The organism is Actinomyces naeslundii (genome assembly GCF_001956585.1).
In the GTDB taxonomy this organism is placed as follows: domain Bacteria; phylum Actinomycetota; class Actinomycetes; order Actinomycetales; family Actinomycetaceae; genus Actinomyces; species Actinomyces naeslundii.
The window spans coordinates 192,724-215,470 of record NZ_MSRR01000010.1 but is presented as its reverse complement, the minus strand read 5'-3'; the positions used below and the strand labels follow the sequence as shown (position 1 = coordinate 215,470).

At 68.9% G+C, this 22,747-nt stretch carries 19 protein-coding genes and 2 tRNA genes; 11 read left to right on the top strand and 10 right to left on the bottom strand.

Features of this window, described 5'->3' with window-relative positions:
• Positions 1-26: 26 nt before the first annotated feature.
• Complete coding sequence (locus BKH33_RS06510) at positions 27-1,442, top strand: DHA2 family efflux MFS transporter permease subunit (protein WP_003782626.1); 1,416 nt, start codon at positions 27-29, stop codon at positions 1,440-1,442.
• Between the two features lie 303 nt (positions 1,443-1,745).
• Here the strand turns inward: BKH33_RS06510 and BKH33_RS06505 are convergent, their stop codons facing one another.
• From BKH33_RS06505 to BKH33_RS06490, 3 genes are all read right to left on the bottom strand, one after another.
• The gene (locus BKH33_RS06505; RefSeq protein ID WP_076069983.1) at positions 1,746-2,108 is read right to left on the bottom strand and encodes a hypothetical protein; all 363 of its coding nucleotides are present in this window, start codon (positions 2,106-2,108) and stop codon (positions 1,746-1,748) included.
• Positions 2,109-3,142: 1,034 nt separating this feature from the next.
• A complete protein-coding gene (locus BKH33_RS06495; protein WP_003782633.1) occupies positions 3,143-3,508 on the bottom strand; it encodes a hypothetical protein in 366 nt (121 codons plus the stop codon).
• Positions 3,509-3,729: 221 nt separating this feature from the next.
• Positions 3,730-4,434 carry a DNA alkylation repair protein gene (locus tag BKH33_RS06490; RefSeq protein ID WP_043539229.1) on the bottom strand — a complete coding sequence of 235 codons (705 nt, stop codon included), beginning with the start codon at positions 4,432-4,434 and terminating at the stop codon, positions 3,730-3,732.
• A 228-nt stretch (positions 4,435-4,662) separates the two neighbouring features.
• Between BKH33_RS06490 and BKH33_RS06485 the strand changes: the two genes are divergently transcribed.
• The 4 genes from BKH33_RS06485 (at position 4,663) to BKH33_RS06470 (ending at position 6,908) form a co-directional block, all read left to right on the top strand.
• Positions 4,663-4,752 (top strand) — tRNA-Ser (locus BKH33_RS06485).
• Positions 4,753-4,927: 175 nt separating this feature from the next.
• On the top strand, positions 4,928-5,284 hold the full coding sequence (locus BKH33_RS06480; RefSeq protein ID WP_003782640.1) for a hypothetical protein: 357 nt from the start codon (positions 4,928-4,930) through the stop codon (positions 5,282-5,284).
• A 117-nt stretch (positions 5,285-5,401) separates the two neighbouring features.
• Complete coding sequence (locus tag BKH33_RS13935) at positions 5,402-6,673, top strand: hypothetical protein (RefSeq protein ID WP_232621540.1); 1,272 nt, start codon at positions 5,402-5,404, stop codon at positions 6,671-6,673.
• A 159-nt stretch (positions 6,674-6,832) separates the two neighbouring features.
• Positions 6,833-6,908, top strand: a tRNA-Arg gene (locus BKH33_RS06470).
• A 101-nt stretch (positions 6,909-7,009) separates the two neighbouring features.
• On the opposite strand, the gene BKH33_RS06465 is transcribed toward BKH33_RS06470, so the two are convergent.
• From BKH33_RS06465 to BKH33_RS06440, 6 genes are all read right to left on the bottom strand, one after another.
• A complete protein-coding gene (locus tag BKH33_RS06465; protein ID WP_003781736.1) occupies positions 7,010-8,779 on the bottom strand; it encodes an alpha/beta hydrolase in 1,770 nt (589 codons plus the stop codon).
• A gap of 114 nt (positions 8,780-8,893) precedes the next feature.
• The gene (locus BKH33_RS06460) at positions 8,894-10,102 is read right to left on the bottom strand and encodes a PLP-dependent transferase (protein ID WP_003781734.1); all 1,209 of its coding nucleotides are present in this window, start codon (positions 10,100-10,102) and stop codon (positions 8,894-8,896) included.
• A gap of 140 nt (positions 10,103-10,242) precedes the next feature.
• Positions 10,243-11,628, bottom strand: coding sequence for a MalY/PatB family protein (locus tag BKH33_RS06455; RefSeq protein WP_076142654.1), 1,386 nt, complete (start codon positions 11,626-11,628; stop codon positions 10,243-10,245).
• A gap of 383 nt (positions 11,629-12,011) precedes the next feature.
• A complete protein-coding gene (locus tag BKH33_RS06450) occupies positions 12,012-14,651 on the bottom strand; it encodes a heavy metal translocating P-type ATPase (protein WP_003781775.1) in 2,640 nt (879 codons plus the stop codon).
• A 69-nt stretch (positions 14,652-14,720) separates the two neighbouring features.
• A complete protein-coding gene (locus BKH33_RS06445; RefSeq protein ID WP_003781780.1) occupies positions 14,721-14,990 on the bottom strand; it encodes a heavy-metal-associated domain-containing protein in 270 nt (89 codons plus the stop codon).
• A gap of 86 nt (positions 14,991-15,076) precedes the next feature.
• On the bottom strand, positions 15,077-15,358 hold the full coding sequence (locus BKH33_RS06440) for a metal-sensitive transcriptional regulator (protein ID WP_003781773.1): 282 nt from the start codon (positions 15,356-15,358) through the stop codon (positions 15,077-15,079).
• A 167-nt stretch (positions 15,359-15,525) separates the two neighbouring features.
• On the opposite strand from BKH33_RS06440, the gene BKH33_RS06435 reads away from it, so the two are divergent.
• Positions 15,526-16,488, top strand: a complete 963-nt coding sequence (locus tag BKH33_RS06435; protein ID WP_143229058.1) for a variant leucine-rich repeat-containing protein — start codon at positions 15,526-15,528, stop codon at positions 16,486-16,488.
• A 39-nt stretch (positions 16,489-16,527) separates the two neighbouring features.
• Here BKH33_RS06435 and BKH33_RS06430 read toward each other — a convergent pair whose 3' ends face one another.
• Positions 16,528-17,277, bottom strand: coding sequence for a response regulator transcription factor (locus tag BKH33_RS06430; protein ID WP_003781770.1), 750 nt, complete (start codon positions 17,275-17,277; stop codon positions 16,528-16,530).
• A 267-nt stretch (positions 17,278-17,544) separates the two neighbouring features.
• Here BKH33_RS06430 and BKH33_RS06425 point away from each other — a divergent pair, with 267 nt between their 5' ends.
• From BKH33_RS06425 to BKH33_RS13605, 5 genes are all read left to right on the top strand, one after another.
• Complete coding sequence (locus tag BKH33_RS06425) at positions 17,545-18,918, top strand: YcaO-like family protein (protein WP_003781776.1); 1,374 nt, start codon at positions 17,545-17,547, stop codon at positions 18,916-18,918.
• A 66-nt stretch (positions 18,919-18,984) separates the two neighbouring features.
• A complete protein-coding gene (locus tag BKH33_RS06420) occupies positions 18,985-19,719 on the top strand; it encodes a cyclodehydratase (RefSeq protein WP_076142653.1) in 735 nt (244 codons plus the stop codon).
• Between the two features lies 1 nt (position 19,720).
• On the top strand, positions 19,721-21,517 hold the full coding sequence (locus BKH33_RS06415; protein WP_076142652.1) for a TOMM precursor leader peptide-binding protein: 1,797 nt from the start codon (positions 19,721-19,723) through the stop codon (positions 21,515-21,517).
• Positions 21,507-22,244, top strand: coding sequence for a nitroreductase family protein (locus tag BKH33_RS06410; RefSeq protein WP_003780689.1), 738 nt, complete (start codon positions 21,507-21,509; stop codon positions 22,242-22,244). Before BKH33_RS06415 ends, BKH33_RS06410 begins: the two co-directional genes overlap by 11 nt.
• Positions 22,245-22,439: 195 nt before the next feature.
• Entirely contained in the window at positions 22,440-22,616 is a 177-nt protein-coding gene (locus BKH33_RS13605) for a thiocillin family RiPP (RefSeq protein WP_128831176.1), read from the top strand.
• The last annotated feature ends 131 nt before the right edge of the window (positions 22,617-22,747 follow it).

Genomic DNA, 22,747 nt, shown 5'->3' with positions numbered 1-22,747 from the left:
ACTGAATTGATGAACGAGGGGACGACGTGACGGAAGATTCCCTAGCCATAACAGTCAGCGCTCGGCAGTGGATCGGGCTGTGCGCGTTGGCCGGAGGGTACTTCATTGCTCTCCTCGACCTGACAATTATCAACCTCGCAGTTCCCTCACTGACACGGGACTTAGGCGCGTCCACAGCCCAGGTGTTCTGGGCGGTCAACAGCTACGGTCTCGTTCTCGCACTGGCGATCATCCCGTCAGGTCGTTTAGGTGATCGATTCGGACACCGACGCCTCTTCCACCTTGGGACGATCATCTTGGCAGCTGCCAGCCTCGCCTGCGGTGTTGCGACCTCTCCGTTCGTCTTGATCGCCGGCCGGTTCCTTCAGGGACTCGGTGCCGGCATGCTGGTGCCACAGACTCTCACGCTCATCGGTGTCACCTTCCCTGAAAAGATTCGTGGGCGCGCAGTCGGCATCTGGGGATCAATTGCAGGAACTGCATCCATCATCGGTCCCCTGGCCGGCGGAGTGTTGATTGACGGTCTCAGTTGGCGATGGGTCTTCCTCATCAACCTTCCGATTGCGGCTCTCGTCGTGGTTCTGGGTCTGCGAAGCCTTCCAATCGAGATGGCCCGTTCCGTGAGACTTGATCTCGTGGGCACCTTTCTCGCAGGCATCGGCCTTGTGGCACTTCTCTACGGATGTCTGCAAGGTCCCCATGCGGGTTGGGACCTGTTAACCATTGCTTGCCTGCCGTTTGCTGTGTTCTGCCTGTTTGTGTTCTTCCGGTATGAACGTCGGGTAGATCCGGCGCACGCAGTTTTTCCACAGTCTCTTCGCAGAAATCCACGGTTCCTCGTTGCCGCTGTATTCGGGCTCTTTGCGGCCCTTGGTGTATTCGCTTTGACCTTTCTCGTATCGAACTACATCCAGTCCGTGCTGGGGCAAACGGCGTTCTGGGCGGGGGCTGCTCTTGCGCCAGCGTCGATTGCGTCTGTGGTCACAGCACCTATTGCGGGTCGCTGGGTTGATGAGGGGGAAGCTCGCCTCGTTCTACAGATAGGCTTCGGGGCCTCCGCGGTGGGAACCGCCCTGAGTATGCTGATTGCCGCTATGGGGGGTTCTTGGGTGTGGTTCTTGGGGGCGACCGTCGTTTTCGGTATAGGAAATGGGTTTGTGATGGCGCCACTGACGACAGTAGGTATGACTGCGCTGAGGGGTGACGAATTCGGTGCTGCGTCATCTCTCCTCAATGTCCTTCGTCAAGCCGGCCCTGTGTTAGGGGGAGCCATTGTCGGACTCTTGATGCAGATGCTTGCCGCTATGCCTACCGAAGTCGACCCCCTGGGGATTTCGAGTTCGGTCGTTGCGTGGGTATTGGGCGTTCCCTTGCTGTTATTTATTGTCGGTCTCTTTGTGTATTCGCTCGTTCCGAGGTCGCTGGTGTCAGCAATTGATTGAGGTGGTTTCGTGGCAGAGTTCCGCTGTGCATACTGTTGTTGATTTAAAAAAGTGTCCCACGGATGCTGTGCTGCTTGAGGTCTGACCGCTGTTCGGTCGGCCTGTCTCTAGCCAGTGCAGCCTTCAGCGCGCGTCGGGTCGCTATCAGTGTGTGGCTGAGCCTGCAAGATCTCCGTTCAGGAGATTGAGAACCTACTCGAGCCCTCGGCAGGTTGAAGTGCCGCCGGGGGCTCGAGTGTTGCGGGAATGGGGAGATGGGAATGGTAACTATGCCGCGATCCTCGCAAGGATGATGCTTACGGGTCAGCTGTAGAAGTTGACCGGGCTGTGGTGGTTCACTTTGTAGTAGTAGTAACTGTCTTCGAAGGCGCTGCTCAGGCTAACGCATTTTGTTTCGCCTGCATAAACGTCGAAGTTATAGCTTGGGCCGCGACTGTTCGTTTCAGGGTAAAGACGGACGTTCGCAAAGCCCTTATACCAGCCAGAGTTCTCAGTTACACAGAATTGGTCGTTTGCGTCGTCGTAACTAACTATTGCGTAGCCGTTGGTGCCGTATTCGGTTGGGCCGAAAGAGTTTGCTGAGGCCGGCGCTGCGACTGCTAGCGCTCCAACAAAAGCTGAGCCAACAGCGGCGGTCTTGATGAGGTTTCTCTTTGTGAATCGCATGGGGTGCCTCCTTTGGCTGGACGCTGACGTGCGGGTGATCTCTCTGCCTGTTGCTGCACAACCATGAGACCTCAAAAATAGTATGATCGGTAGGGGGATCAATCCCCTATGGCCTGTGTGCGCAGAGGGTGGGCGTGGTGGCGTGCGTTGGGTTTCTGTCAGCGTGTAGCCTTATCTGGAGTGATCCTGCCAGGTCGTCATTCAGGAACCTGCACGTGCACCCGAGCCCTCGGCAGGTTGAAGTGCTGCCGAGGACTCGAGTGCTGCGGGAGTGGGGAGATGGGAATGGCGGCTATGGTGCGATTGTCAGGCGGACGCTTCAGGATGTGCTCGGGTCAGCTGTAAAAGTGGACTGGGTCGTAAATGTTTCCAGTCAGAGGATCTTCTGCCTGATAGAAGTAGCGAGTGTCCTCGAAGGCTCGTGCTAGGCTGACGCACTTTGTTGCCCCTGGGCCGACTGAAATATAATAGCTCGGCCCTCGCCTTCCGTTTGATGGTGCTACGGTGACTCCTGCGTAATCCGTGCCGGTTCCTGTGACGCAGAATTGGTCGTTCGCGTCGTCGTAACTGACCTTTGTGTATCCTTCTGTGGCATAGTCAGTCGGTCCGAAGGAGTTGGCGGAGGCTGGTGCGGCGACAGCAATTGCTCCTAGAAGTGCTGAACTGACCGCTGCGGTCTTGATGAGGTTTCGTTTGGTGAATCGCATGGGGTGCCTCCTTTGGTCGGGCATTTGAAGTCGGGTTGACCTTGTGTTGGTTGCCGTACGACTATGCGACCTCAAAGTTTGGTCAGTTGGTAGGGGGATCAATCCCCTGTGGTCTGAGCAAGAAGAGGGGGCGCGCTGGGGCGCATCGGTTCGCCACCAGCGTGTAGCCGTATCGGGAGTAAGCCTGCAAGATCTCCGCTCAAGAACGTGAACATGTTCTCGAGTTCTCGGCAGCAGAAGTGCTGCCGAGAACTCGAGCGCCGTGGAAGGGGAAGCGGGGTGGCGGCTGCGCCGCGATCGTCAGGAGAGCGCTTCGGGATGCGCGGGTCAGCTGTAGAAGTACTCCGCGCTATACCTTCCTCCAATAAGCGGGATTCCCGTCTGGTAGTAATACCGGCTGTCTTCGTAAGCGGTTGCCAGACTGACGCACTTGGTTTCCCCATCACTGACCGTAATCTTGTGGCTTGGTCCGCGGCCACTCGTCTCTGGTACGAGATATACTACTGAACCGTGGTGATAGTTTCCCGTCACGCAGAACTCGTCTGCTCCGTCGTTGTAGCTGACCTTCACCACGCCGTGTGAGTCGGTTGGACCGAAGGAGTTCGCCGAGGCCGGCGCCGCGACTGCTAGCGCTCCAACAAAAGCTGAGCCAATGGCGGCGGTCTTGATGAGGTCTCGCTTGGTGAGCTGCATGGTGATCTTCTCCTTTGGTTGGGCCTTCGAAGCCGGGGTGACTTCGTGCTTGTTGCAGCACAACTAGGAGATCTCGAAAATAGTATGAGCGGTAGGGGGATCAATCCCCTGTGGTACGCGCACCAAGGAGATGGGGGTGGAGGGGCGCCTCTCTCATCTCCGCTGTGCGTTGTCCGCATATGCCTCGGTAGCCCGCCGTCCTGGTTGATGTCGCCCCAATTTCACAGGTGCTTGAGGGCCTCGCGTCGGCTGAGCGGGGACAGGTTCGCATGCGCCTGGACGAAGGCGCGCACCCAGTCGCTGTCCGTACGCGCGTAGTCTCGCAGCGCCCAGCCGATGGCCTTGCGGATGAAGAACTCTGAGTCCTCCTGGTTGGCCTCGATGACGGCTGTGAGCAGGTCAAGGTCCGTGTCGGCCTTGTGCTGGAGTTGGCAGATGATGGCGCTGCGCCGTACCCACATGTCCAGATCGGTGGCCCACACGCGCATGCGGGCCGCGGCAGCCGGGTGCTGACGCACTACCAGCCCGACGGCGTGGGAGGTCTCATCGACCAGGTCCCACCACTGCCCCGTGCGTAGAAAATGCTCGTAGAGCGCCAGGGACTCCATGCGTCCAGCATGCGACACAGACGGCTTGGATCGGATGATGGCCAGGGCCGCGTAGCGCTCCTCGCGGTGGGCGGCCTCGTCCCACAGGTGCCGTAGCGCGGTCTCCCAGGCGGCGGCCTCGGCCCACAGGTCGGCATGGGCGCCAGCAGTCCTTCGGGCGAGGCGTCGCGTTTCCGGGACTCCGACGCCGTACATTGCCATCTCGGACTTCAGGTACGCCCGCTGCTGCTCCGCGCGGGCAGGGTTGCTCGCGCCTTCGAGTGCCTCGCGCAGGTCGGTGAGGAAGGCTGTGATTCGCGCACTCGTCTCCCCGCTCATCGGCTCTTCACCTCTCTCCGCCTCCTCGCAGTGCACAGCGTATGCCTCCCGTCGCCACATGACGAGCTTCCGGGGACATTATGACCCCGGTGCAGGCCGTCCATCCGGCTCGCGGCTGGGACGCCTCAGGTCAGGATGGCCGCGACATGTCGTCGGGCGGTTTGCTCGCGGGGGCGCCCTCCCGGTAGGCTGCCCGTGCGTCCCACGGTGGAGCTGTGGGAAGGCGATGGAGATGTCGCATAGTGGCCTAGTGCGCCTCCCTGCTAAGGAGGTTGGGGTGGAAGCCCCTCGGGAGTTCGAATCTCCCCATCTCCGCCAGAGCGAAGGGCCCCGGTATGCAGCAGTGCGCCGGGGCTTCGTCGTCGGCCCAGCTGTTGCGGCGGAGAGGGCTGCGCCTGGGCCGGTCTCCCTTCAATCGACCGAACGGTCGACGGCTCGCATCCTGCGGTCTACCCTGGCAGTAGCCCATCAATCGTGCTGGGAGTGAGCGGCCATGACTGACATGGATAACCGAAGACAGGCCATCGCCGGATACGCGCTCATTGGCGGTTTCGTCGCCCTCTTCATCGTCCTCAACTGGGCCGGCCCCGGGCGGGTCCTGTCGCTCGTGTCCGCAGTGGCCGTTGTGGTGACACTGCTGGCGATCAGAACCAGATCGCGTCTTGCCGTGATCGCAGCAGTCATCCTCTTGGTGACGCTACCGTTCGTTGCGCTGCGGACCCACGCGGGCTCCGCCGTCGGCGCCATCGGTCCGCTGGTGATGTTCGTCGGGGTTGCTTGCTGGCAGCGCTGGAGGGCTCCGGCTGGATCGGGAGCCGGCGAAACCGCTTCGGCGGCCACTCCCCGCTGACCGGGCCCGTGAATCAGCCCCGGTCGGGGCGTTCGCCTCTGGCCGATCGGGGTGCCTACGTGTCCTCCCGGGCCGATCCGGGATAGCGTGATGCTGTACCCGACTGAGAGGGAACTCATGTCTGACCACGACGCAACCCAGCCTCCGGCCCCCGGAACGCCCCGTCCCGGCGAAGGGGACGAGTTCAGCGCCCGGACCGTCCTCATCAACCAGGAGCTGCTCGACGCCGCACGTTCCGAGTCGCAGCCGGCAGCCGGACAGGTTCCCGGCTCCGCACCCGGTGCGGTACCTGGCGCTCAGGCTCAGGCCGGCTCGTGGCGCCCCGCACAGCCCGACCTTCCCGCCGGGCCTCCCCCTGAGGAACAGACGCGCGCCTACCCCGCAGGCGCTGGACGGGCGGCCGCGCAGCCGGCAACTGCCCCTGCCGACCCCTACCTCCAGCCCAACCCCTACGCCCAGCAGGGCGGGACTGACCCGTTCGGACCGCCGAGCCCGCAGTCCCAGCCCGGCCAACCGGCTCAGTTCGGCCAGCCCGACCCGGCTGGAGGTGCTGGAATCGGCGGGGCCACCGCTCCCTTCCAGGCCGGGCAGCCTGCCGCGCAGCCGGGTGGCCAGCCGACGCCGTACAGCCAGCCGGCTCAGCCCGCTTGGGGCGCCCCTCAGGCCGACAATGGCGCCGCAGCCGCCGCGTCGCCCTTCGCCCAGTCGGCGCCCGGCATTCCATCCGCGCCGGGTGCGGCCTCGGATCCGGCTGCAGCCGCGGCGTCGGGAGCCACCACGGGGCAGGAGACTCTGGCTTGGCAGGGGTCGCCGCCGCAGGCCTCCGCCCGCCAGCCCGCCCCACACTCGCATCCCTTCAGTGGTGGCCGTCATGAGGGGGATGTCGGCATGTCCTCGGTCTTCCCCACAGCGACGGCGCGCGCCGAGGCCGAGCAGATGGCGGAGACCTACGTCCCCCAGGGCGCGGCGCAGCCGGTCGCCCAGTCTGCGCCGTCGCAGAGCTCAGCGCCCCAGTGGGGTTCGGCACCCTCCTCTGACGCCGCAGCCGGTCAGGCCCCCTCCTTCGCCGACGTGGTTCCTGGAGCAGCGGGGGCGTCGTTCGGGCAGCCGGTGGGCGGTGGCGCGCCGGCGCAGGTCCCGGACGAGAGTGCCGACTCCGTCGGCAGCTGGATGCTGACGCTGCTCCTGATGGCTATCCCCGTCGTCAACCTCGTCTACCTGCTGATGCTCGCCTTCGGCAGTGCTCACTCCGCCAGCAAGAGGAACTGGGCCAAGGCCACTCTCATCTGGATGGTGATCGGCGCCGTCCTGAGCATCCTCCTCTCCTTGGTACTTGGCATGCTCGGCTACTCGCTCCTCACTCTCAATGGGAGCGCCAGCGCCGGCTAGGGCCCAGTGGCTCGCAGGTGAGCACCGCTGCCGCAACAGCATTAGCAGGGCCGGAGTCCCGTCGTCGACGGGCACTCCGGCCCTGTGCCCATCCTCACGGGGAACGGATTTGTCCCCTGGGTGGACGCTGAGTAATCTTCTACCCGTCGGCAACGACGAGCGCCTGTAGCTCAACGGATAGAGCATCTGACTACGGATCAGAAGGTTGGGGGTTCGAATCCCTTCGGGCGCACCAACACCCCGCCCTCGGCTGAAGAGTCGGAGCCGGGGTGTTTTCCATTTCCGGTGCTCCCCGGCTCCGACGACGCGGCTCAAGTGAGTCGCTGCGTCTCTGTGTCAGCCTTTCTCACCACCTCCTGCCTGGGGCTCCGGGTCCGCCGGGCAGATCTCCCCGTCTGAAGGAAGCGTCCCGTTGACGAGGAAGTCGCTCACCTTCGCGCTCGTGCAGGCATTGCGACCGGTAGCGCCGTGACCGTACATGTCCACGCTCAGCAGATGGCTGTTGCGGATCCTCGACACCAGTGTCTGGGACCACGGGTAGGGTGTTTGCGGATCGTGCAGGATGCCGACGACGAACACCGGGTTCGTGGCCTTCGTGTCGACGTCGACCGCCTCGGTCCTGCTGGTGTGTCCCCAGCCGTGGCAGAACGCGTCGTACTGGGGTAACAGACTGTGGAAGACCGGGTAGTCGTGGTGGTAGGAGGCCAGTGCCGCATCCCAGCTCGACTCGTTCCCGGCGTCGGGGAAGTCGAGGCACCGGTTGGCCGAGAAGACTTTGAGACCTTGGAGCTGCTCGACCACCTGCTTCTCGGTCGTGGGAGGTGCGCTGTTGCCGGAGACGGCGTCGGCGTTCGCCTTCAGAGCGCTGCCGTCGTGCGCATTCATGGCCTGGGTCAGTCCCTCGGTGAGCAGCGGCCACTTGTCAGGTGATGTGGTGACGAGCTTGCTGATCGCGTCAACGGCCTTGGCTCGGTTCAGGGGCGTTCCGGATCCGGAGACGGTCAGCGGATCGGCATCCAGACCGTCGAGGAACGTGGCAAGCTGGGCGACGGCCGCATCCGTCGTACCGCTCAGGGGGAACCCCGCCTGGCCCTGTTGGGACTCGATGTAGGTGCGCAGTGACTGCTCCCCGGCTGCCGCATCACCTTCCATCGGATCCTGGCGAGCCATAGTGGGATCCATGGCGCTGTCCAGGACGACGCGTCCGATGTTGTCGGGGAAGAGCTCGGTGTAGACGGCGCCCAGGTAGGTTCCGTAGGAGTAGCCGAGGTAGTTGAGGTCTTTGTCTCCCACCAGTGCCCGCATGACGTCCATGTCACGGGCGACGGAACGGGTGTCCGCATGGTCAAGGATCTCGGGGACCTCCGTATGCTCCTCGCAGGCCGCGGCCTCGCGTGAGCCCTGGGTGACGATGTCGGCGGCGCTGCCCGGCGTCAAGGGGGAGAAGGGCACTTCGGCCTGCCCGGCCAGAATCGCCTGGACGTCCTCGGGGGTCCAGCAGGTGATGGGGGTGGACTGGCCGACGCCGCGGGGGTCGAAGCCGATGACGTCGTAGTTCGCCAGGACCTCGGACAGGTCCCCGCTCTTGTAGAGCTCGGCCTGGGACTCGATGAGGGAGATACCGCTTCCCCCGGGTCCGCCGGGGTTGAGGAAGACCGAGCCCCGAGGGGAGGGACTCGTCGAGGGCAGCTTCTTGAGGGACACCGTGATGGTCTTCCCCTGCGGATGGTCGTAGTCCAGGGGCACGGTCACGGTGGCGCACTGGAAGGCGGTGCCGGTGGCGTCGTCGGTGCAGTCGGTCCAGGTGAGGTCCTGGTGGTAGAAGGACTCCAGCCCCTTGGGGACGCTCGCCCCCGTGGAGCCGTTGGAGCCCCCGGAACCGTGTGAACTGTTGCTGCCGGTGGGCTGAGACGTGCCGGCGTTGCTGTTCGAGCTCGTACCGCTGTCCAGCACGACGCCGGCGTGATGAGAGTTCTGCGCGGGCGGGCTCGCGGCGACCGCGGTGTTCGCGCCGAACATGCTGCAGGCGGTGATCGTGCCGAGCAGGGTGAGGACGGCGAGGGCTGAGGTGGCGTGCGATGGGGAGGTGGTTCGTAGGCGTCTCATGGCAACAAGCCTTGTGTCTCTGATGACTATGAACCATCCGGCAGCCTGGCCGGCTGCTGTCGGGGTAGCCCGACATGACAGCCTCCGCCGTCGGTGCTCCGGCTCAGTCCACGTTCAGATGCCGGCCGCCTCGAAGGCCTGGGCCAGGTCCGCGATGAGGTCGTCGACGTGCTCGATCCCCACGCTCAGGCGCATGAGCCGGTCGCTCAACCCGTAGGAGGCGCGCACCTCGACGGGCACGTCCGCGTGCGTCTGCACCGACGGGCACGTCACCAGCGACTCCACGCCCCCCAGGGACTCGGCGAAGGTGAACACCCGCACCGAGGCCAGGAAGCGGGACACATCCACCGACTCGGCCAGATCGAAGCTCACCATGCCCGAGTGCCCCGGATAGAGCACGCGCGTCACGTGCGGGCTGGAGCGCAGGAACTCCGCGATCGCGGTGGCATTGGCCTCGTGGCGCTCCATGCGCAGCGCCAGGGTCTTGAGTCCGCGCAGCAGCAGGAAGCAGTCGAAGGGGCCCAGCGTCGCCCCGGTGGTGTTGAGGCGGTAGTTCAGCCGCTCGGCCAGGGCGTCGTCGGCCACCACCGCCACGCCCGCCATGACGTCGTTGTGCCCGCCCAGGTACTTCGTGCCCGAGTGGACGACGACGTCGGCCCCCAGCTCCAGGGGTCGCTGCACCACCGGGGTGTAGAAGGTGTTGTCCACGACCAGCCTCGCCCCGGCGGCACGGGCCAGCTCGGCCGCCTCGGGGATCGGGATCTCCTCCATCATCGGGTTGGTGGGCGTCTCGATGATGACCAGGTCGGCCGGGGCGGCCAGTGCCTCGCGCAGGCCCTTGATCCCCAGGACGAAGTCGACGTCGGCCGCCCCCTCCTCGGCCAGGACCTCCAGGAACCGGAAGGAGCCGCCGTACAGGTCGCGCAGCGCCACGATCCGGCTGCCGTGAGGTGCCAGCGTGCGTGTCACCAGCTCCAGGGCCGCCATGCCCGAGGACAGGGCGAAGGCCGCCGTCCCGCCCTCCAGGCGAGCCAGGGCGTCCTGGAGGACGTCGCGGGTGGGGCTGGCCGTGCGCGTGTAGTCATAGCCCGTCGACTCGCCCAGACCCGGGTGGCCGTAGGCGGTCGACAGGTGGATCGGTGTCGTGATCGCACCCGTGGCCGGGTCGGTCCCGGTGCCCGAGCGCACCAGCAGCGTCTCCAGGCGGACCTGCGGGGCCGGGGCCGACGACGTCGGGTGATGGTGGACGGGGAAGGTGCGGGCGGCCGGCGGCTTCGGACACTCGGGGCGGCCGGTGGGCTGGGGTGCGGACGTACTGGTCATGGGCGGCTTCTCCTCGGGCAGGCGGGGCGGAAAGAATGATGGCTGAGGGGCGGTGGCGGTGCCGCCGGTGCTCGGTGGCTGGACGCCGGGTAGCCGGTCCGGTCGGCAGGACTCGGGCGAATCTGCTCGGGCGATCCGGTTCAGGCGGACAGGGCGACGCGACCTCGGCGAGCGGCCTGCCCGGCGCGAGCGGTCACGGTGGCGACGGCCGCCTCCAACCGGTCCAGGGCGGCATCGAGGGTGGCGCGGGGGCAGGCGACGTTAATGCGGGTGAAGCCCTCGCCGCCGGCTCCGAAGATCCGGCCGTCGTCGAGCCAGATCCCGGCTTCGTGCAGCATGACGTCGTCGAGCGCGTCGGGCTCGAGCCCGGTGGCCTCCAGGAAGCCCGAGCAGTCGAGCCACAGCAGGTAGGTGCCCTCGCAGGGCGCCGCCTCGATCCCCTCGATCCGCTCCAGGCGCGCCTCGACGTGGGCGCGGGCGGCCGCGATGTGTTCGCGCAGCGCGTCCAGCCAGGCCTCGCCGCCCTCGTAGGCGGCCCGGCAGGCCGTCAGACCCAGGACATTGGGCTGGGAGTAGCCGGTGGTGGCGAGCTCTCGGCGGAAGGCCTCGCGCAGGTGCGCATCGGCGATGAGGATGTTGGCGACCTGCAGGCCCGCCAGGTTGAAGGACTTCGACGGCGAGGTGCAGGTGATCGTGCGGGCGGCGGTGGCCTCGCTCAGGGAGGCGAAGGGTGTGGTCGCGAAGCCCGGCAGGGCCAGGTCGGCGTGGATCTCATCGGCCGCGACGACGACGCCGTGGCGGGCCGCGACCTCATCGAGAGCCGCGAGCTCGTCCCGGCTCCAGACCCGGCCCACCGGGTTGTGCGGGTTGCACAGGAGCAGCAGGCGCGAGCCGGTCGCCTCGATGGTGGACTCCAGGGCGGCCAGGTCACGGCGGTAGACGCCGTCGGCGTCGCGCACCAGCGGTACGGCGGCCACGGTGCGCCCGTTGTCCTCGACGACCTCGCGGAAGGGGTAGTAGACGGGCTCCTCGATGAGGACCGCCTCGCCCGGTGCGGTCAGGGCTCGCACGGCCAGGGCCAGGGCCGGGACGACGCCGGGGGTGACGGTGTTCCAGCCCGCCTCCACCTGCCAGCCGTAGCGGCGGGAGAACCAGCCGGTCAGGGCCGCGTTGTAGGCGTCGTCGGGGTCGGAGTAGCCGAAGATGCCGTGGCGGGTGCGCCACAGCAGGGCGTTGGTGACGGCCGGCGCGGTGGCGTGGTCCATGTCCGCCACCCACAGGGGCAGGACGTTCTCGGGACGGCCCCGCTCGGCAGCGAAGTCCCACTTGAGGCTGGCAGTGCCGCGGCGATCGGGGACGACGTCGAAGGCGGCGGCATCGACTGCGGGTGCGGTGGAGAAGGGGGAGCGGCCCGCCGGTGAGAAAGCGGCCGCGGGGGCCTGGGGGGTGGGGAGGTCCGGGCGGACCGGACAGGTGGAGTCAGCGGAGTCGCTGGAGCTGCTGACGGGGGTGAGGTGGGCGTGCATGACTGGGGTCCTCTCGGGTCCCCCGGGTGCGGCGACGTGCGTGAACGCAAGGTGACGGTGCGGTGCATCGGCGCGACGCTCCGGGGCGGCCGGCACACGGGCCGGCCGAGGTGGCGGGTGCTGGAGGGATGAACACGGGGCAGGTGGGGCCTCCGCGGAGTGCGACGAGCCGGTCTCAGGCGGCTCGGACTCTCACCGTTACGTGTCAGACAGCGACGGCTGGCGCTGTCAGCGCATGCACATTCGACCCTCGCCAAGGGGACGCACCATCGTCGTGCGGGCCTGGGGCAGAGGAGTCGTCATGGCAGCGAGCATAGCGGGAACGCCGCAGCCGGAGCCACTCTCCGATGCGTTGTCCCGGCCACCAATCAGCCGCCCACCGATCAGCCGGCCCGGCGCAGGCGCAGGGAGTTGGAGACCACGATGACGCTGGAGGCGGCCATGGCGGCCCCCGCGATCATCGGGTTGAGCAGCCCGGCGGCCGCCAGTGGGATCGCCGCCACGTTGTAGGCGAAGGCCCAGAACAGGTTCTGGCGGATGATCCGCAGGGTCGCCCGCGATACCCGCACCGCCGCCACCGCGGCGTCCAGGTCCGTGCGCACCAGGGTGATGTCGGCGGCCTCGATGGCTACGTCCGCCCCCGAGCCCATGGCGAAACCCAGCCCCTGCGTGCCGGCCTGGGCCAGAGCCGCGGCGTCGTTGACGCCGTCGCCCACCATGCCGACCACCGCGCCCTCGGCCTGCAGGGCGGCGACGACGTCGCGCTTGTCGCCGGGCAGCACCTCGGCGCGCACGTCGGCGGCGTCGATCCCCACCTGAGCCGCCACGTGCTCGGCGGCCCGGGCGTTGTCCCCGGTCAGCAGCACCGGCCGGATCCCCAGCTCGCGCAGCGCCGCCACCGCTGCCCGCGAGGAGGGCCGCACCGTGTCTCGCACCACGAGGACCGCCACCGCCTGCAGCGGCTCCTTGTCGGCGTCGGCCCCAGCCTCGACGGCGTCAGTGGTATCCGCCGCGCCGACCGCGACGACGACGGCGGTCGCCCCGGACTCCTGAGCCTCCTCCACGGCGGTGCTGAGAGCCTCAGGAACCTCCGCGCCCATCTCGTCGGTGAGCCAGCCCGGCCGGCCCACCGCCACCCGGCGCCCCTCCACAGTTCCGGACACGCCCCGGCCCTCGTAGTTGGAGAATCCTGCAGGCGCGGGCAGGACGCCCAGGCGCTCGCGGGCGGCCGTCGTGATCGCCGTGGCCACCGGGTGCTCGGAGGCAGACTCCACGGCGCCCGCCAGGCGCAGCGACTCCTGTCCGAGCGGGACCGGACCCGCAGCATCCGGGGCCTGCGACGACACCGGATCCGCCCCGCCCACCTCGCGGCAGGCCTCGACGTCCAAGCTCATGCGCCCCTGGGTGACCGTGCCGGTCTTGTCCATGACCATCGTGTCCAGCGCCCGGGTCGACTCAAGCACCTCCGGGCCCTTGATGACCACGCCCAGCTGGGCGGCCCGGCCCGAGCCGACCAGCAGCGCCGTCGGCGTGGCCAGCCCCAGTGCGCAGGGGCAGGCGATGACGAGCACGGCCACCGCCGCGGTGAAGGCCGCCTGCGGACTGTGGCCGGTGAGCAGCCAGCCCGTCAGCGTTGCGGCCGACAGCACCAGGACGACCGGCACGAACACCCCGGAGATCTTGTCGGCCAGCCGCTGGACCGGGGCCTTGCCCGCCTGCGCGGCCGTCACCATCCGACCGATCCGGGCCAGCGTCGTCCCCTCGCCCACGGCCGTGGCCCGCACCAGCAGCGCGCCGGAGGTGTTGACGGTCGCCCCGGTGACGGCCTGCCCGGCCTCGACCTCGATGGGCACGGACTCCCCGGTGAGCAGCGAGGCGTCCACAGCCGAGCGGCCCTCGACGACGACGCCGTCGGTGGCCACCTTCTCACCGGGCCGCACGAGGAACAGGTCCCCGGTAGCCAGGTCCTCGATGCTGATGCGCTCCTCGGTGCGGGTGGCCTCCGTGCGGGGCGAGCCGTCCTCGTCGAGGACGTCGATGGCGTCGTGGCTGCCCGACGGCGAGGTGAGGACCACGCGGGTGACCTCCTTAGCGCCGAGCTCCAGCAGAGCGCGCAGAGCGTCGCCGGAGCGGTACTTGGCGCGCGCCTCCGCGTAGCGGCCCGCCAGGAGGAAGGTGGTCACCCAGGCGGCCGACTCGAAGTACATGTGGGCGGCGTGCCCCTGCGCGCGCGGCAGCAGTTCCATGCTCATCCGCATACCGATGTGCCCGGCCCCGCCGAGCACCAGCGCCCACAGGCTCCAACCGGTCGCCGCGATGACCCCCAGCGACACGAGCGTGTCCATGGTGAAGGCCCCGTGGCGCAGCGCCCGGAAAGCCGCCTTGTGGAAGGGCCAGGCTCCCCAGACCGCCACCGGCAGCGCCATGAGAGCCACCGTCCACTGCCATCCGGGCATCTGGAGGGCCGGCACCATGGAGATCGCCATGATCGGCACTGACAGGATGAGGCAGTAGATGAGCCGCAGCCGCAGGTCAGCGGCGCGCTCCACGTGCGAGGCGCCCAGGGCCGGCCGGGAGGACTCCGACGGCGCGGTCGTCCCCGACGGTGTGGCAGGGGTCGCTGGTGAGGCCGAGGTGGCCGATGAGGATGTCGCCGCCGAGGCCTCAGGGCCCGTTGACGCCGGGGTCGGCGCCTCCTTGGCCGGGGCCGACCCCGTTACCGCCGAGTCCGCAGACGGACGCTGAGAAGTCTCCTTCGCGGACTCGTCCTGCGGGCCGGTGTCCAGCAGGGCGCCGGAGTACCCGGCGCGGGCGACAGCGGCAAGGAGGTCGTCGACGCTCACCGTACTCGGGGCGGTGACGCGGGCCGACTCGGTGGCGAGGTTGACCGAGGCGCTCACGCCGTCGAGCTTGCCCAGCTTCTTCTCCACCCGGGCCACGCAGCTGGCGCAGGTCATGCCCCCGATGGAGAGGCTGACGGTGCGCAGCTGCTCGCCCTGTTCCTGAGCGGTTGATGTATTCATGTGAGTCTCCTTGCGTGCTGCCGCCCGACGGCGCCCGGGCCTTGGGCGCCGATGTTGAGACCCGCCGGCTCAGCCCTCGCGGACGTCGCGCTCGACGGCGTCGAGCGTGTAGTCCCCGGCCTCGTCAATGGCCTCGGCCAGGGCCGCATCCTCCAGGCGGACGTCGGAGAGCACGGTGACGGTGGACTGCCCGCCCTTGTTGAGCAGGACGGAGACGTCCTTGACGCCGTTGATCTCCTCGAGCTCCTCGGTGACGTGGGCGACGCAGTGGCCGCAGGTGAGTCCGGAGACCTTGAGGGTGGTGGTGCGGTCGACGCCGTCGGCGGTGAACTCGGTCATCTCTCACTCCTTGGGAAGCGTGTGAACAAAGCGGTTGGAATGGAATGGGAACGAGGTGGCGGACCCGTGGCCGGGCCGGGAGGCGCTCAGGACCGGACGAGCCGGGCGATGGCGTCGGAGGCCTCGCGGATCTTGGCCATGCCCTCCTCGTCACCGGACTGGGCGGCGTGCAGGACGCAGTGGCTCATGTGATCCTCCAGCAGGCCGAGGCTGACGGCCTGGAGCGCCTTGGTGGCGGCGGAGATCTGCGTGAGGACATCGATGCAGTAGGTGTCCTCCTCGACCATACGGGAGATGCCCCGAACCTGCCCCTCGATGCGGCGCAGGCGCTTGAGGTAGTCCTCCTTGGTCCCGGTGTAGCCGGCCATCTCTCCTCCGTGGTTCCTTCTCGTTCGACGACGAACATACCCCTCGGGGGTAGGTGGGTCAAGTACCCCCGAGGGGTATGTTCGTCGAGTCCCCCGTCTTCTGGACGAGGGGGAGTGATGGTGCTCGGCTCGGGACAAGGTGGAGGGTGGCATGGGATGCTCGTGTCATGACTTCCGTCGCGAATGCAGCTCCCGGCCGCGATGCAGCGACCACCAGGGGCCAGGCACCAGACGACCCCGATCTCCGACTCGCCCGGGACCCGAAGGCGGGTGCCGGAAGGCTGATGGTGCTGGCCGGCAACCGCCCCGACCTGCGCGCCGTGATCGTCGACAACCCGGGCTGCTCCCCGGAGCTGCGCGCCTGGGTCGGCCGCATGGGAGTCGTCGGTTCCGGTCGTAGCGGGCGTTCCGTGGTCGAGGCCGATTCGATCGGGGGGAGCAGCGCCGGTGACTCCGGTGGCGCTGGTGACTTCGGTGACTCCGTGTCGATGGCGCCCACGGGATGGGAGCCCTCCGACATCGGCCTGGGGGACGACCCCTTCGGCTCCGTCCTGGGCGACCCGCTCATGGGCTCGCCGCTCTTCGACGGAGGTCCGGGTGACGGTCCCGATGACGCCGACGTCGTCGGTTCTGCTGGCGGCGACGCCGACCGCGCGGCCCGCCCGGCTAGAAGCGGTGGGCAGGACCGGACGTCGAGCCGGCGCACCTCCAGGCCACACACCGCGGCGGCCCGTACCGCCTCCCGAACGACTCCGCCGCGCACCTCGTCTCCGCGGACAGCGGCGCCGCGTCCGGCACCGGCTCCGTCCGCCCCGGCCCCCGTGCCGCCCGGCCGGCCGGCCGGAGGCGGTCCCGTGACCTCGCATCGCGGCTACGCGGGTGGAGCCCCGGGTGGCCCAGCGGGCAATCCCTGGGCGCCGGGTGGGATGCCGGGTTATGGCATCGTGCAGCCGACGGTGCCGCCCGTGCCCTCCGGACCGCCCGCCTCCGTCCACGGGGCGGGTCGATATGCGGCCGGGCCTCGGCCAGGTGGCTCGCCGTCGTCCTCGGTGTCCGGCGCCAGCCTGGGCAAGGTGGTCGGCTGGGGCCTGTTCATCCTCATCTTCATGCTGATCCGGATGCTCACCTGACGGAGCGCGCGGTTCAGGTGCGGTGGAGGGCGGTGGCGGTCAGTGCCCGGGCGCGGTGTCCCGGGTCTCCGAGGGACTCGGACTCGACCGTGGGGTCGGGGCGCTGGTGGCCGGGATCGTGATGGGGCTGTTGGAGGCGTAGCCGTGCTTGAAGGCCCACACCACGATCTCCAGGCGCGAGGCCGTCCCCGTCTTGTGGAACAGGCCGGTGATGTGCGACTTGACCGTCGCCTCGGCAATGGCCAGCAGTGAGGCGATCTTGCGGTTCGAGGCGCCCTCGCACAGGAGATGGAGCACGTCGCGCTCCCGGTCCGAGAGGTGGACGCTCCCGTCGGCGCCGCGCACGGAGGCGAGTGCGTAGTCGATGAGGCGCGTCGTCGGCGTCGGAGCCACGACCTTCTCCCCGGAGTGGACCGTGCGCACCGCCGCGATGATCTCCTCGGCCGGGGCGCTCTTGAGCAGGAAGCCGCTGGCACCCGCCCCCAGCCCCTGAAGGAGGTCCTCGTCGGTGTCGACGGTGGTCAGCAGAATGACCCGGGTCGTCGGCGAGGTGCGAAGCACCTCCCTGGTCATCTCGACTCCGTCCATGTTCTCCATGTGGACATCGGTGATGAGGACATCGACCTGATGCGACTGAAGGAACTTGAGAACCGCGCGGGGAGAGCGGGTTGCTGTGAGGACAGTGAGGTCCTCGGCGTCGGAAAAATAGGACTCCAGATGGGCCAAGGCCATCGCGTCGTCGTCGACCAGGGCGAGGCCGACGTGATCGGGAGAGATCTGGGAAGACATGTGTCTCCTTGGGCAGATGTGTACAGACCGCGGAATCGGGGGGTCGCGGTCTGCTGGGAACAGTGAACAAACTACCTGAAAAAAGGCGTCCGCCGCGTAAACACGTCCGGGACACGTCCCGACAAAAGGACGGGTAGGGCTATCCAAACAGCGGAGCGAGCAGTAGATCAAAGACCGATGTGAGGGCCCGGTGACCTCGGGCAGGCTCTTCGCCAACGGCACTTCCCCCAAGTGTGCCTCCTCTGTCGTTCCCAGGAAGGAGGGTCCGTGTACCGCTCTGCGCTCGTTGAGGGTGTAGCGCCATCATTGGCTCGCGCTGCGTCCCTCGAGTCTCCCTTCGGCCTGGTTTCCCGTTCCACCGAGCTGCCCCAAGCGGCCGGAGAACCGGTCTTCGCGATCTGGACCGGTTCTCTGGGTGATCCATCTGAGGCGCTGAGGTCACAGCGCACCTGGAATCACCGTGCCGAGGCGGGCAACTTCGACGGGGCCGGCGGGGCCATCGACGCCGATCGCGCCAGACACATCGCGATCGTGGAGACGATGGAACGCTACTCCAGCTGCTCATGGACGGAGGAGGAGCTGGTGTGGGACACCCCCGCCGGTCTCGGCGAGGCCGCGATCGGACCGGAGCGCTGGCCGGCGTGCTCGGCCACGGAGCTGGCGGACCCCGCCTGCGGGCTCATCGCATCGGACCCCCGCGTCCCCATGCGATGGGTGCGCGGCTGGTCGCTGACCCGCGGCCGGGAGGTCTTCGTCCCGGCAGTCCTGACATACCTCAACTTCCCGGTACGCGCCCCCTCTGAGCAGTTCGTCAATCCGATCTCCACCGGCACGGCCGCGCACTCCGACCTGCGTGAGGCGGTTCTGGGTGGCCTGCTCGAGGTCATCGAGCGCGACTCCATCGCCCTGACCTGGTTGCAGCGCCTGTGCCTGCCGGCAGTTGCCGTCGATCCCTCCACCCTGGGTGAGGAGGTCGCTGAGTACCACCGGGTGGGCACCTCCACCGAGCTGGAGACCCATCTGTTCGACGCCACCACCGACTACGGCGTCCCCACCCTCTACGCCGTTCAGACCTCCCAGGTCGACCCCGAGCTGGCCCAGGTGGTCGCTGCCACCTGTGATATCGATCCGCAGCGGGCCCTGGCCAAGATCTACCGCGAGCTCGCCTCCCTGCGCATCGCCCTGCGCAGCCACGCCCGCGGCCCGCGCGCCCAGGAGATCAAGGGCAAGGACCTCACCGTGGTCGGTGGAGCCCTGGCCGACGCCGAGCTGTCCATGCGCCACGTCTTCGACTTCCTCCTGGAAGGCGAGCGGCCCGTCCACGCCCTGGACGGGATCGGAACCCTCGGGGAACCGGTGCCCGGCGCTGACGGCAGTGACGCCGACGACCCGCTCGAGCAGGTCGTCGCCAACCTGGAGCGGGCCGGCGCCGAGGCGATCGTCGTCGACATCACCACCGACGAGGCCCGCCAGGTCGGCATGCACGTTGTCAAGGCCCTCATCCCGGAGGCCATGCCCCTGTCCTTCAGCCACCACGCCCGCTACCTGGCCACGCCCCGCCTCTATGAGGCGCCCCGGGCCATGGGCCTGACCGTCCACGACGAGGCCGGGATCAACCCCGTCCGCCAGCCCTTCGCCTGAGCCGTGCCCCCGATGTCCATCACGCCGCCCACGCCACCGACCGACTCCCAGGAGCCTCGACCCGCCATGAGCACGCCGCCACCCGCACCCGCCGCGCAGCCGGCACCGCAGGCCCCCTCGGGGCCGGTGACGGTCTACCTTCCCCAGGGCGGGTTCGCGCGCGCCGTCGCCGCGCGGCTCGCCGGACCGGACGACGTCGTCATCCCGGTCGATAACGGACTGGTCAGTGCCTACGTCCCCTACGCCGACCGCGCTGTGCTCGTCGCCGACCCCGACCAGACCGGCCTGCGTGAGGACCTCGACGCCCTGTCCTTCACCCGGGGGATGCCCTCCCTCGGCCTGGAGCTCCTCCCCACCGAGCTGCGCTGCGGACCGCTGGTGGTTCCCGGCCGCAGCGCCTGCTACCGCTGCTACGACCGCCGCCGCCGCCAGCACGGATACCGCCCGCTGCCGGCGGATGTGGTCGCTGAGCACGGTCCGCTGGAGCAGGCCTACGCGCGGCATCACGTCCTCCTGGGCGCCGGCCTCATCTCGCTGGCCCTCCAGACCCTCGACCGCCCGGAGGCGGCCGGGACCGACGACGCCGAGGCCGGTGGGGTCGACGCCGTCGAGAGCAGCGCGGAGCTCCCGCAGATCGGGGGCCAGGTGTGGACCATCGACCTCGTCTCGGGGGTCACCGCCTGCGCCTGGACCGTGGCCGTGGACCGCTGTGAGACCTGCTCGGGCCGCTACGAGGGGCGCCGCGACGGGCTGCCCGCGCTCGCGGCCCTCCTGCCCGAGCGCCGTGAGGAGGTGGCCTGAGATGGCCGGGGACGCCACAGGCTCCGTCATGCGCGCCGGCGACGTCGGCCGCGCCGCCCGCAGCGACCTGCAGTTCCGCATCCCCCGCAGGCCCGTGGTCCGCCTGGGCCTGCGCGCCCGGCCCGACGAGACCGGCTGGATCATCGACGGCGCCCGCAAGAGCCAGGTCCTGGGTGGGGCCTTCGCCCGCGAGCACATGGGCCCCCTGCTCGAGGCCTGTGACGGCACCCGGACCCTCGATGAGATCGGTGAGGTCACCGGCATCGGCCCGCAGGCCGCCTTCGAGGCCGTCTCCCTGCTATGGACTGGCGGCATTGTCGAGGAGGGCGACACTGAGCCCGCCCCCGGTGAGCCGGCGCCTGAGCTGGCACGGTTCCTCTCCCGCCTGGGCGACTCCACCGGTGTCAACGACTCCTGGCAGGACGCCGCCCGCCGCCTGGCCGCGGCCCGGGTCGCCGTCGTCGGGGACACCGAGCTGGCAGGGGAGATGGTCGCCGCCCTGGAGCCCACACTGCCCGAGGTGCGGCTCGACGGTGCACCCCGTCGAGGGGACACGCTCGTCGTCCTCATGGAGACCCAGGGTTCCGCGGGCCGCTCCCAGGAGGTGGCGCGCCGCTGCCGCGAGGCCGGAATCCCGTTGCTGCGCGTGCGCGCCGAGCAGGAGGCGGTGACGGTCGGCCCCTACATCGATGAGAGCTTCTCTCCCTGCCTGGCCTGCGCGAGCGCCGACGAGCCCGAGCTCGGCCCCAGCCCCGACGCCTCTCGCCGCGACATCGTCATCGGCCTGGCCGCCAGGGCCGTGGCCGCCCTCATCGCCCGCGCCACCGTCACCCATCTGCCCGGCGACGCCCGGCGCACGGACCTGGCCACCTTCACCTACTCCGACCGCCCGGTCGTCTCCCGTCCCGGCTGCCCCGTCTGCTCGGTTGCCGGGCAGGGCGAGCCTCCGGCACCGGTGGCGACCTCGGCCCCCGTGGGAGCCCGCTACGAGCAGTCCGTGGCCATTCCGCCGGCGGCCTTCGTGGACTCCAAGGGACACCAGCAGCACTACAAGCCCTCCAACCTGCGCCTCCAGCGCGAGTTCCGCGACTGGCCGGTCTGCCCGCGCACACCCCTGCCGCCCGCCGACCTGGAGCGCCTGGACCAGCCCTGGCCCGTCGTGCACCCGCTCGCCGACGACGGCAACGAGCCCGACGTCGTCGCCCGGCCCACCCTGTCCGAGCTCGCCACGATCCTGGCGCTGTCGGTCGGCGTGCGCGAGCCGCTCGGCTCCGAGCCCACCGGCCAGGGGCCGGCCGATGCCGCCCAGACCCCGCTGAGCGCCAAGCTGCGCCGCTGGACGGCCGCCGGCGGCAACATCGGCTCGGTGACCGCCTACGTCCTCGTCCCCGCCGGGACGGCGGTCGGTGAAGCCGGTGAGAAGCAGCCGGCTCCGGGCACCTACGTCTACATCGAGCGCGACCACGCCCTGGCCCTCATCGGCCCCGCCCCCTCGGGGGCGGATTCGGGGGAAGACGCGGAGACGGACTTCCTGCCCGACGGCGTCGGCGCCCGGATCGTCCTGACCGGCAACGTGGACAAGGTGGCCCGCAAGTACTTCTCCTTCGCGCTGCGCATCGCGGTCCAGGACTGCGGCTGCTCCTTCGAGGTCATCCGCCTCGTCGCCGACGCCCTGGGAGTGCCGCTGCGCGCCCGGGCCCGCTGGGACGAGCAGCGCATCGCCCGGGCGCTGGGCACCGACCCTGCCCGTGAACCGGCCTGCATCGTCGTCGACCTGGGAGGCAGCCGTGCGCACTGACTTCGAGACGCTGCGCGAGCTCGTCTCCGGCTTCTCCGCCGGATCGGCTACTCGCCCGGGTGAGCCGACCTCCGACGGCCTGGCCGGGAGCCGCCCGCGCCCGCCGCTGGACTGCCAGGCGCCGGACGTGCTCGTCCCCGGCCCCCAGGAGGCCTACCCCTACGACCTGCACCAGACCTTCGAGCGCCGCTCGTCGTCGACCAGCTACGGCACCGAGCCGCTCGAGGCCGAGTCCCTCCTGGGCATGGTCCGTGACGCCCTGGCCGATGACGCGCGCACCTGGGGAGAGGACGCTGAGGCCTGCCCCCTGGAGCCCTTCGTCCTCCTCCTGCGCCCGAGAGGTGCTGAGCCGGGCATCTACCGGGTGCGGCTCGACGGCGTCGACCTCGTCCGTCCCCTGCCGGAGGCGGAGGTGATCGAGGGCATGACGGTGCAGAAGGAGTTCGCCCGCGCCGGCGCCATCGTCTCGGTGGCCGCCAACCTCGATGAGGCCGACACTTGGGGCGGGGCGGCCGGCTACCGCTTCACCATGAGCCGCAGTGCGGCCCTCATCTACTCGCTGCACCTGCGCGCCGTCGCCCGTGGGCTGGTGGGGACGGTCTTCGCCGGCTTCGCCACCTCGGCGGTGCGCCACCTGCTGGACTCCGACGGCGTCAGCCGCCACCAGATGTTCGCCGTCACCATCGCCAGTCCGCAGACCGCTCCGCCTGATGAGGCGGCCGGCTAGCCCGGGCCACCGCCTGCGAGCGCCGACGGCCCACCGCCGGCGAGACGGACCCAGAACTGCATACCGCGTCAGAGAGTTCCACAGACCACCCCGTTCGCGGGGTTTGGGGCCCGGTCCCGGCAGACCGGACCCCCGGGGCCCGCTCGGGCCCCGCTCCTGCCCACAAGACACCTGAGAGAAGGAGGTGAACAGCATATGACGAACAGCGCGATTGATCTCACTCTCGCCGACAGCGACTTCGGCGTCGAGGAGCTGCCTGAGGGCAACGCCCTGGGTTGCGCCTTCTGCCACGCCTGCGCGTCCTGCCCGGCCAGCGCCGCCTCGGCCTCGTGCCCGGCCTGCGCCGCCAGCGCGTCGACGACGTCCTGCTGACGACCCCACGGTGGCGGGTAGGAGACCCGGGTCTCCTACCCGCCACTAGCGGTACCCCGGATTCCCGCGAACCGATCTGAGGGAGCCAAGAGCCCACGATGAGCACGGTGATGAGTACGGTGACGAGCACG

Coding starts and splice junctions, on each gene's coding strand:
- BKH33_RS06480 (WP_003782640.1), top strand. CDS start 4,928: ATGACTGACATGGATAACCGAAGACAGGCCATCGCCGGATACGCGCTC.
- BKH33_RS06415 (WP_076142652.1), top strand. CDS start 19,721: ATGGCCGGGGACGCCACAGGCTCCGTCATGCGCGCCGGCGACGTCGGC.
- BKH33_RS06465 (WP_003781736.1), bottom strand. CDS start 8,779: ATGAGACGCCTACGAACCACCTCCCCATCGCACGCCACCTCAGCCCTC.
- BKH33_RS06430 (WP_003781770.1), bottom strand. CDS start 17,277: ATGTCTTCCCAGATCTCTCCCGATCACGTCGGCCTCGCCCTGGTCGAC.
- BKH33_RS06460 (WP_003781734.1), bottom strand. CDS start 10,102: ATGACCAGTACGTCCGCACCCCAGCCCACCGGCCGCCCCGAGTGTCCG.
- BKH33_RS06505 (WP_076069983.1), bottom strand. CDS start 2,108: ATGCGATTCACAAAGAGAAACCTCATCAAGACCGCCGCTGTTGGCTCA.
- BKH33_RS13935 (WP_232621540.1), top strand. CDS start 5,402: ATGTCTGACCACGACGCAACCCAGCCTCCGGCCCCCGGAACGCCCCGT.
- BKH33_RS06435 (WP_143229058.1), top strand. CDS start 15,526: ATGACTTCCGTCGCGAATGCAGCTCCCGGCCGCGATGCAGCGACCACC.
- BKH33_RS06440 (WP_003781773.1), bottom strand. CDS start 15,358: ATGGCCGGCTACACCGGGACCAAGGAGGACTACCTCAAGCGCCTGCGC.
- BKH33_RS06455 (WP_076142654.1), bottom strand. CDS start 11,628: ATGCACGCCCACCTCACCCCCGTCAGCAGCTCCAGCGACTCCGCTGAC.
- BKH33_RS13605 (WP_128831176.1), top strand. CDS start 22,440: ATGACGAACAGCGCGATTGATCTCACTCTCGCCGACAGCGACTTCGGC.
- BKH33_RS06450 (WP_003781775.1), bottom strand. CDS start 14,651: ATGAATACATCAACCGCTCAGGAACAGGGCGAGCAGCTGCGCACCGTC.
- BKH33_RS06495 (WP_003782633.1), bottom strand. CDS start 3,508: ATGCAGCTCACCAAGCGAGACCTCATCAAGACCGCCGCCATTGGCTCA.
- BKH33_RS06490 (WP_043539229.1), bottom strand. CDS start 4,434: ATGAGCGGGGAGACGAGTGCGCGAATCACAGCCTTCCTCACCGACCTG.
- BKH33_RS06420 (WP_076142653.1), top strand. CDS start 18,985: ATGAGCACGCCGCCACCCGCACCCGCCGCGCAGCCGGCACCGCAGGCC.
- BKH33_RS06445 (WP_003781780.1), bottom strand. CDS start 14,990: ATGACCGAGTTCACCGCCGACGGCGTCGACCGCACCACCACCCTCAAG.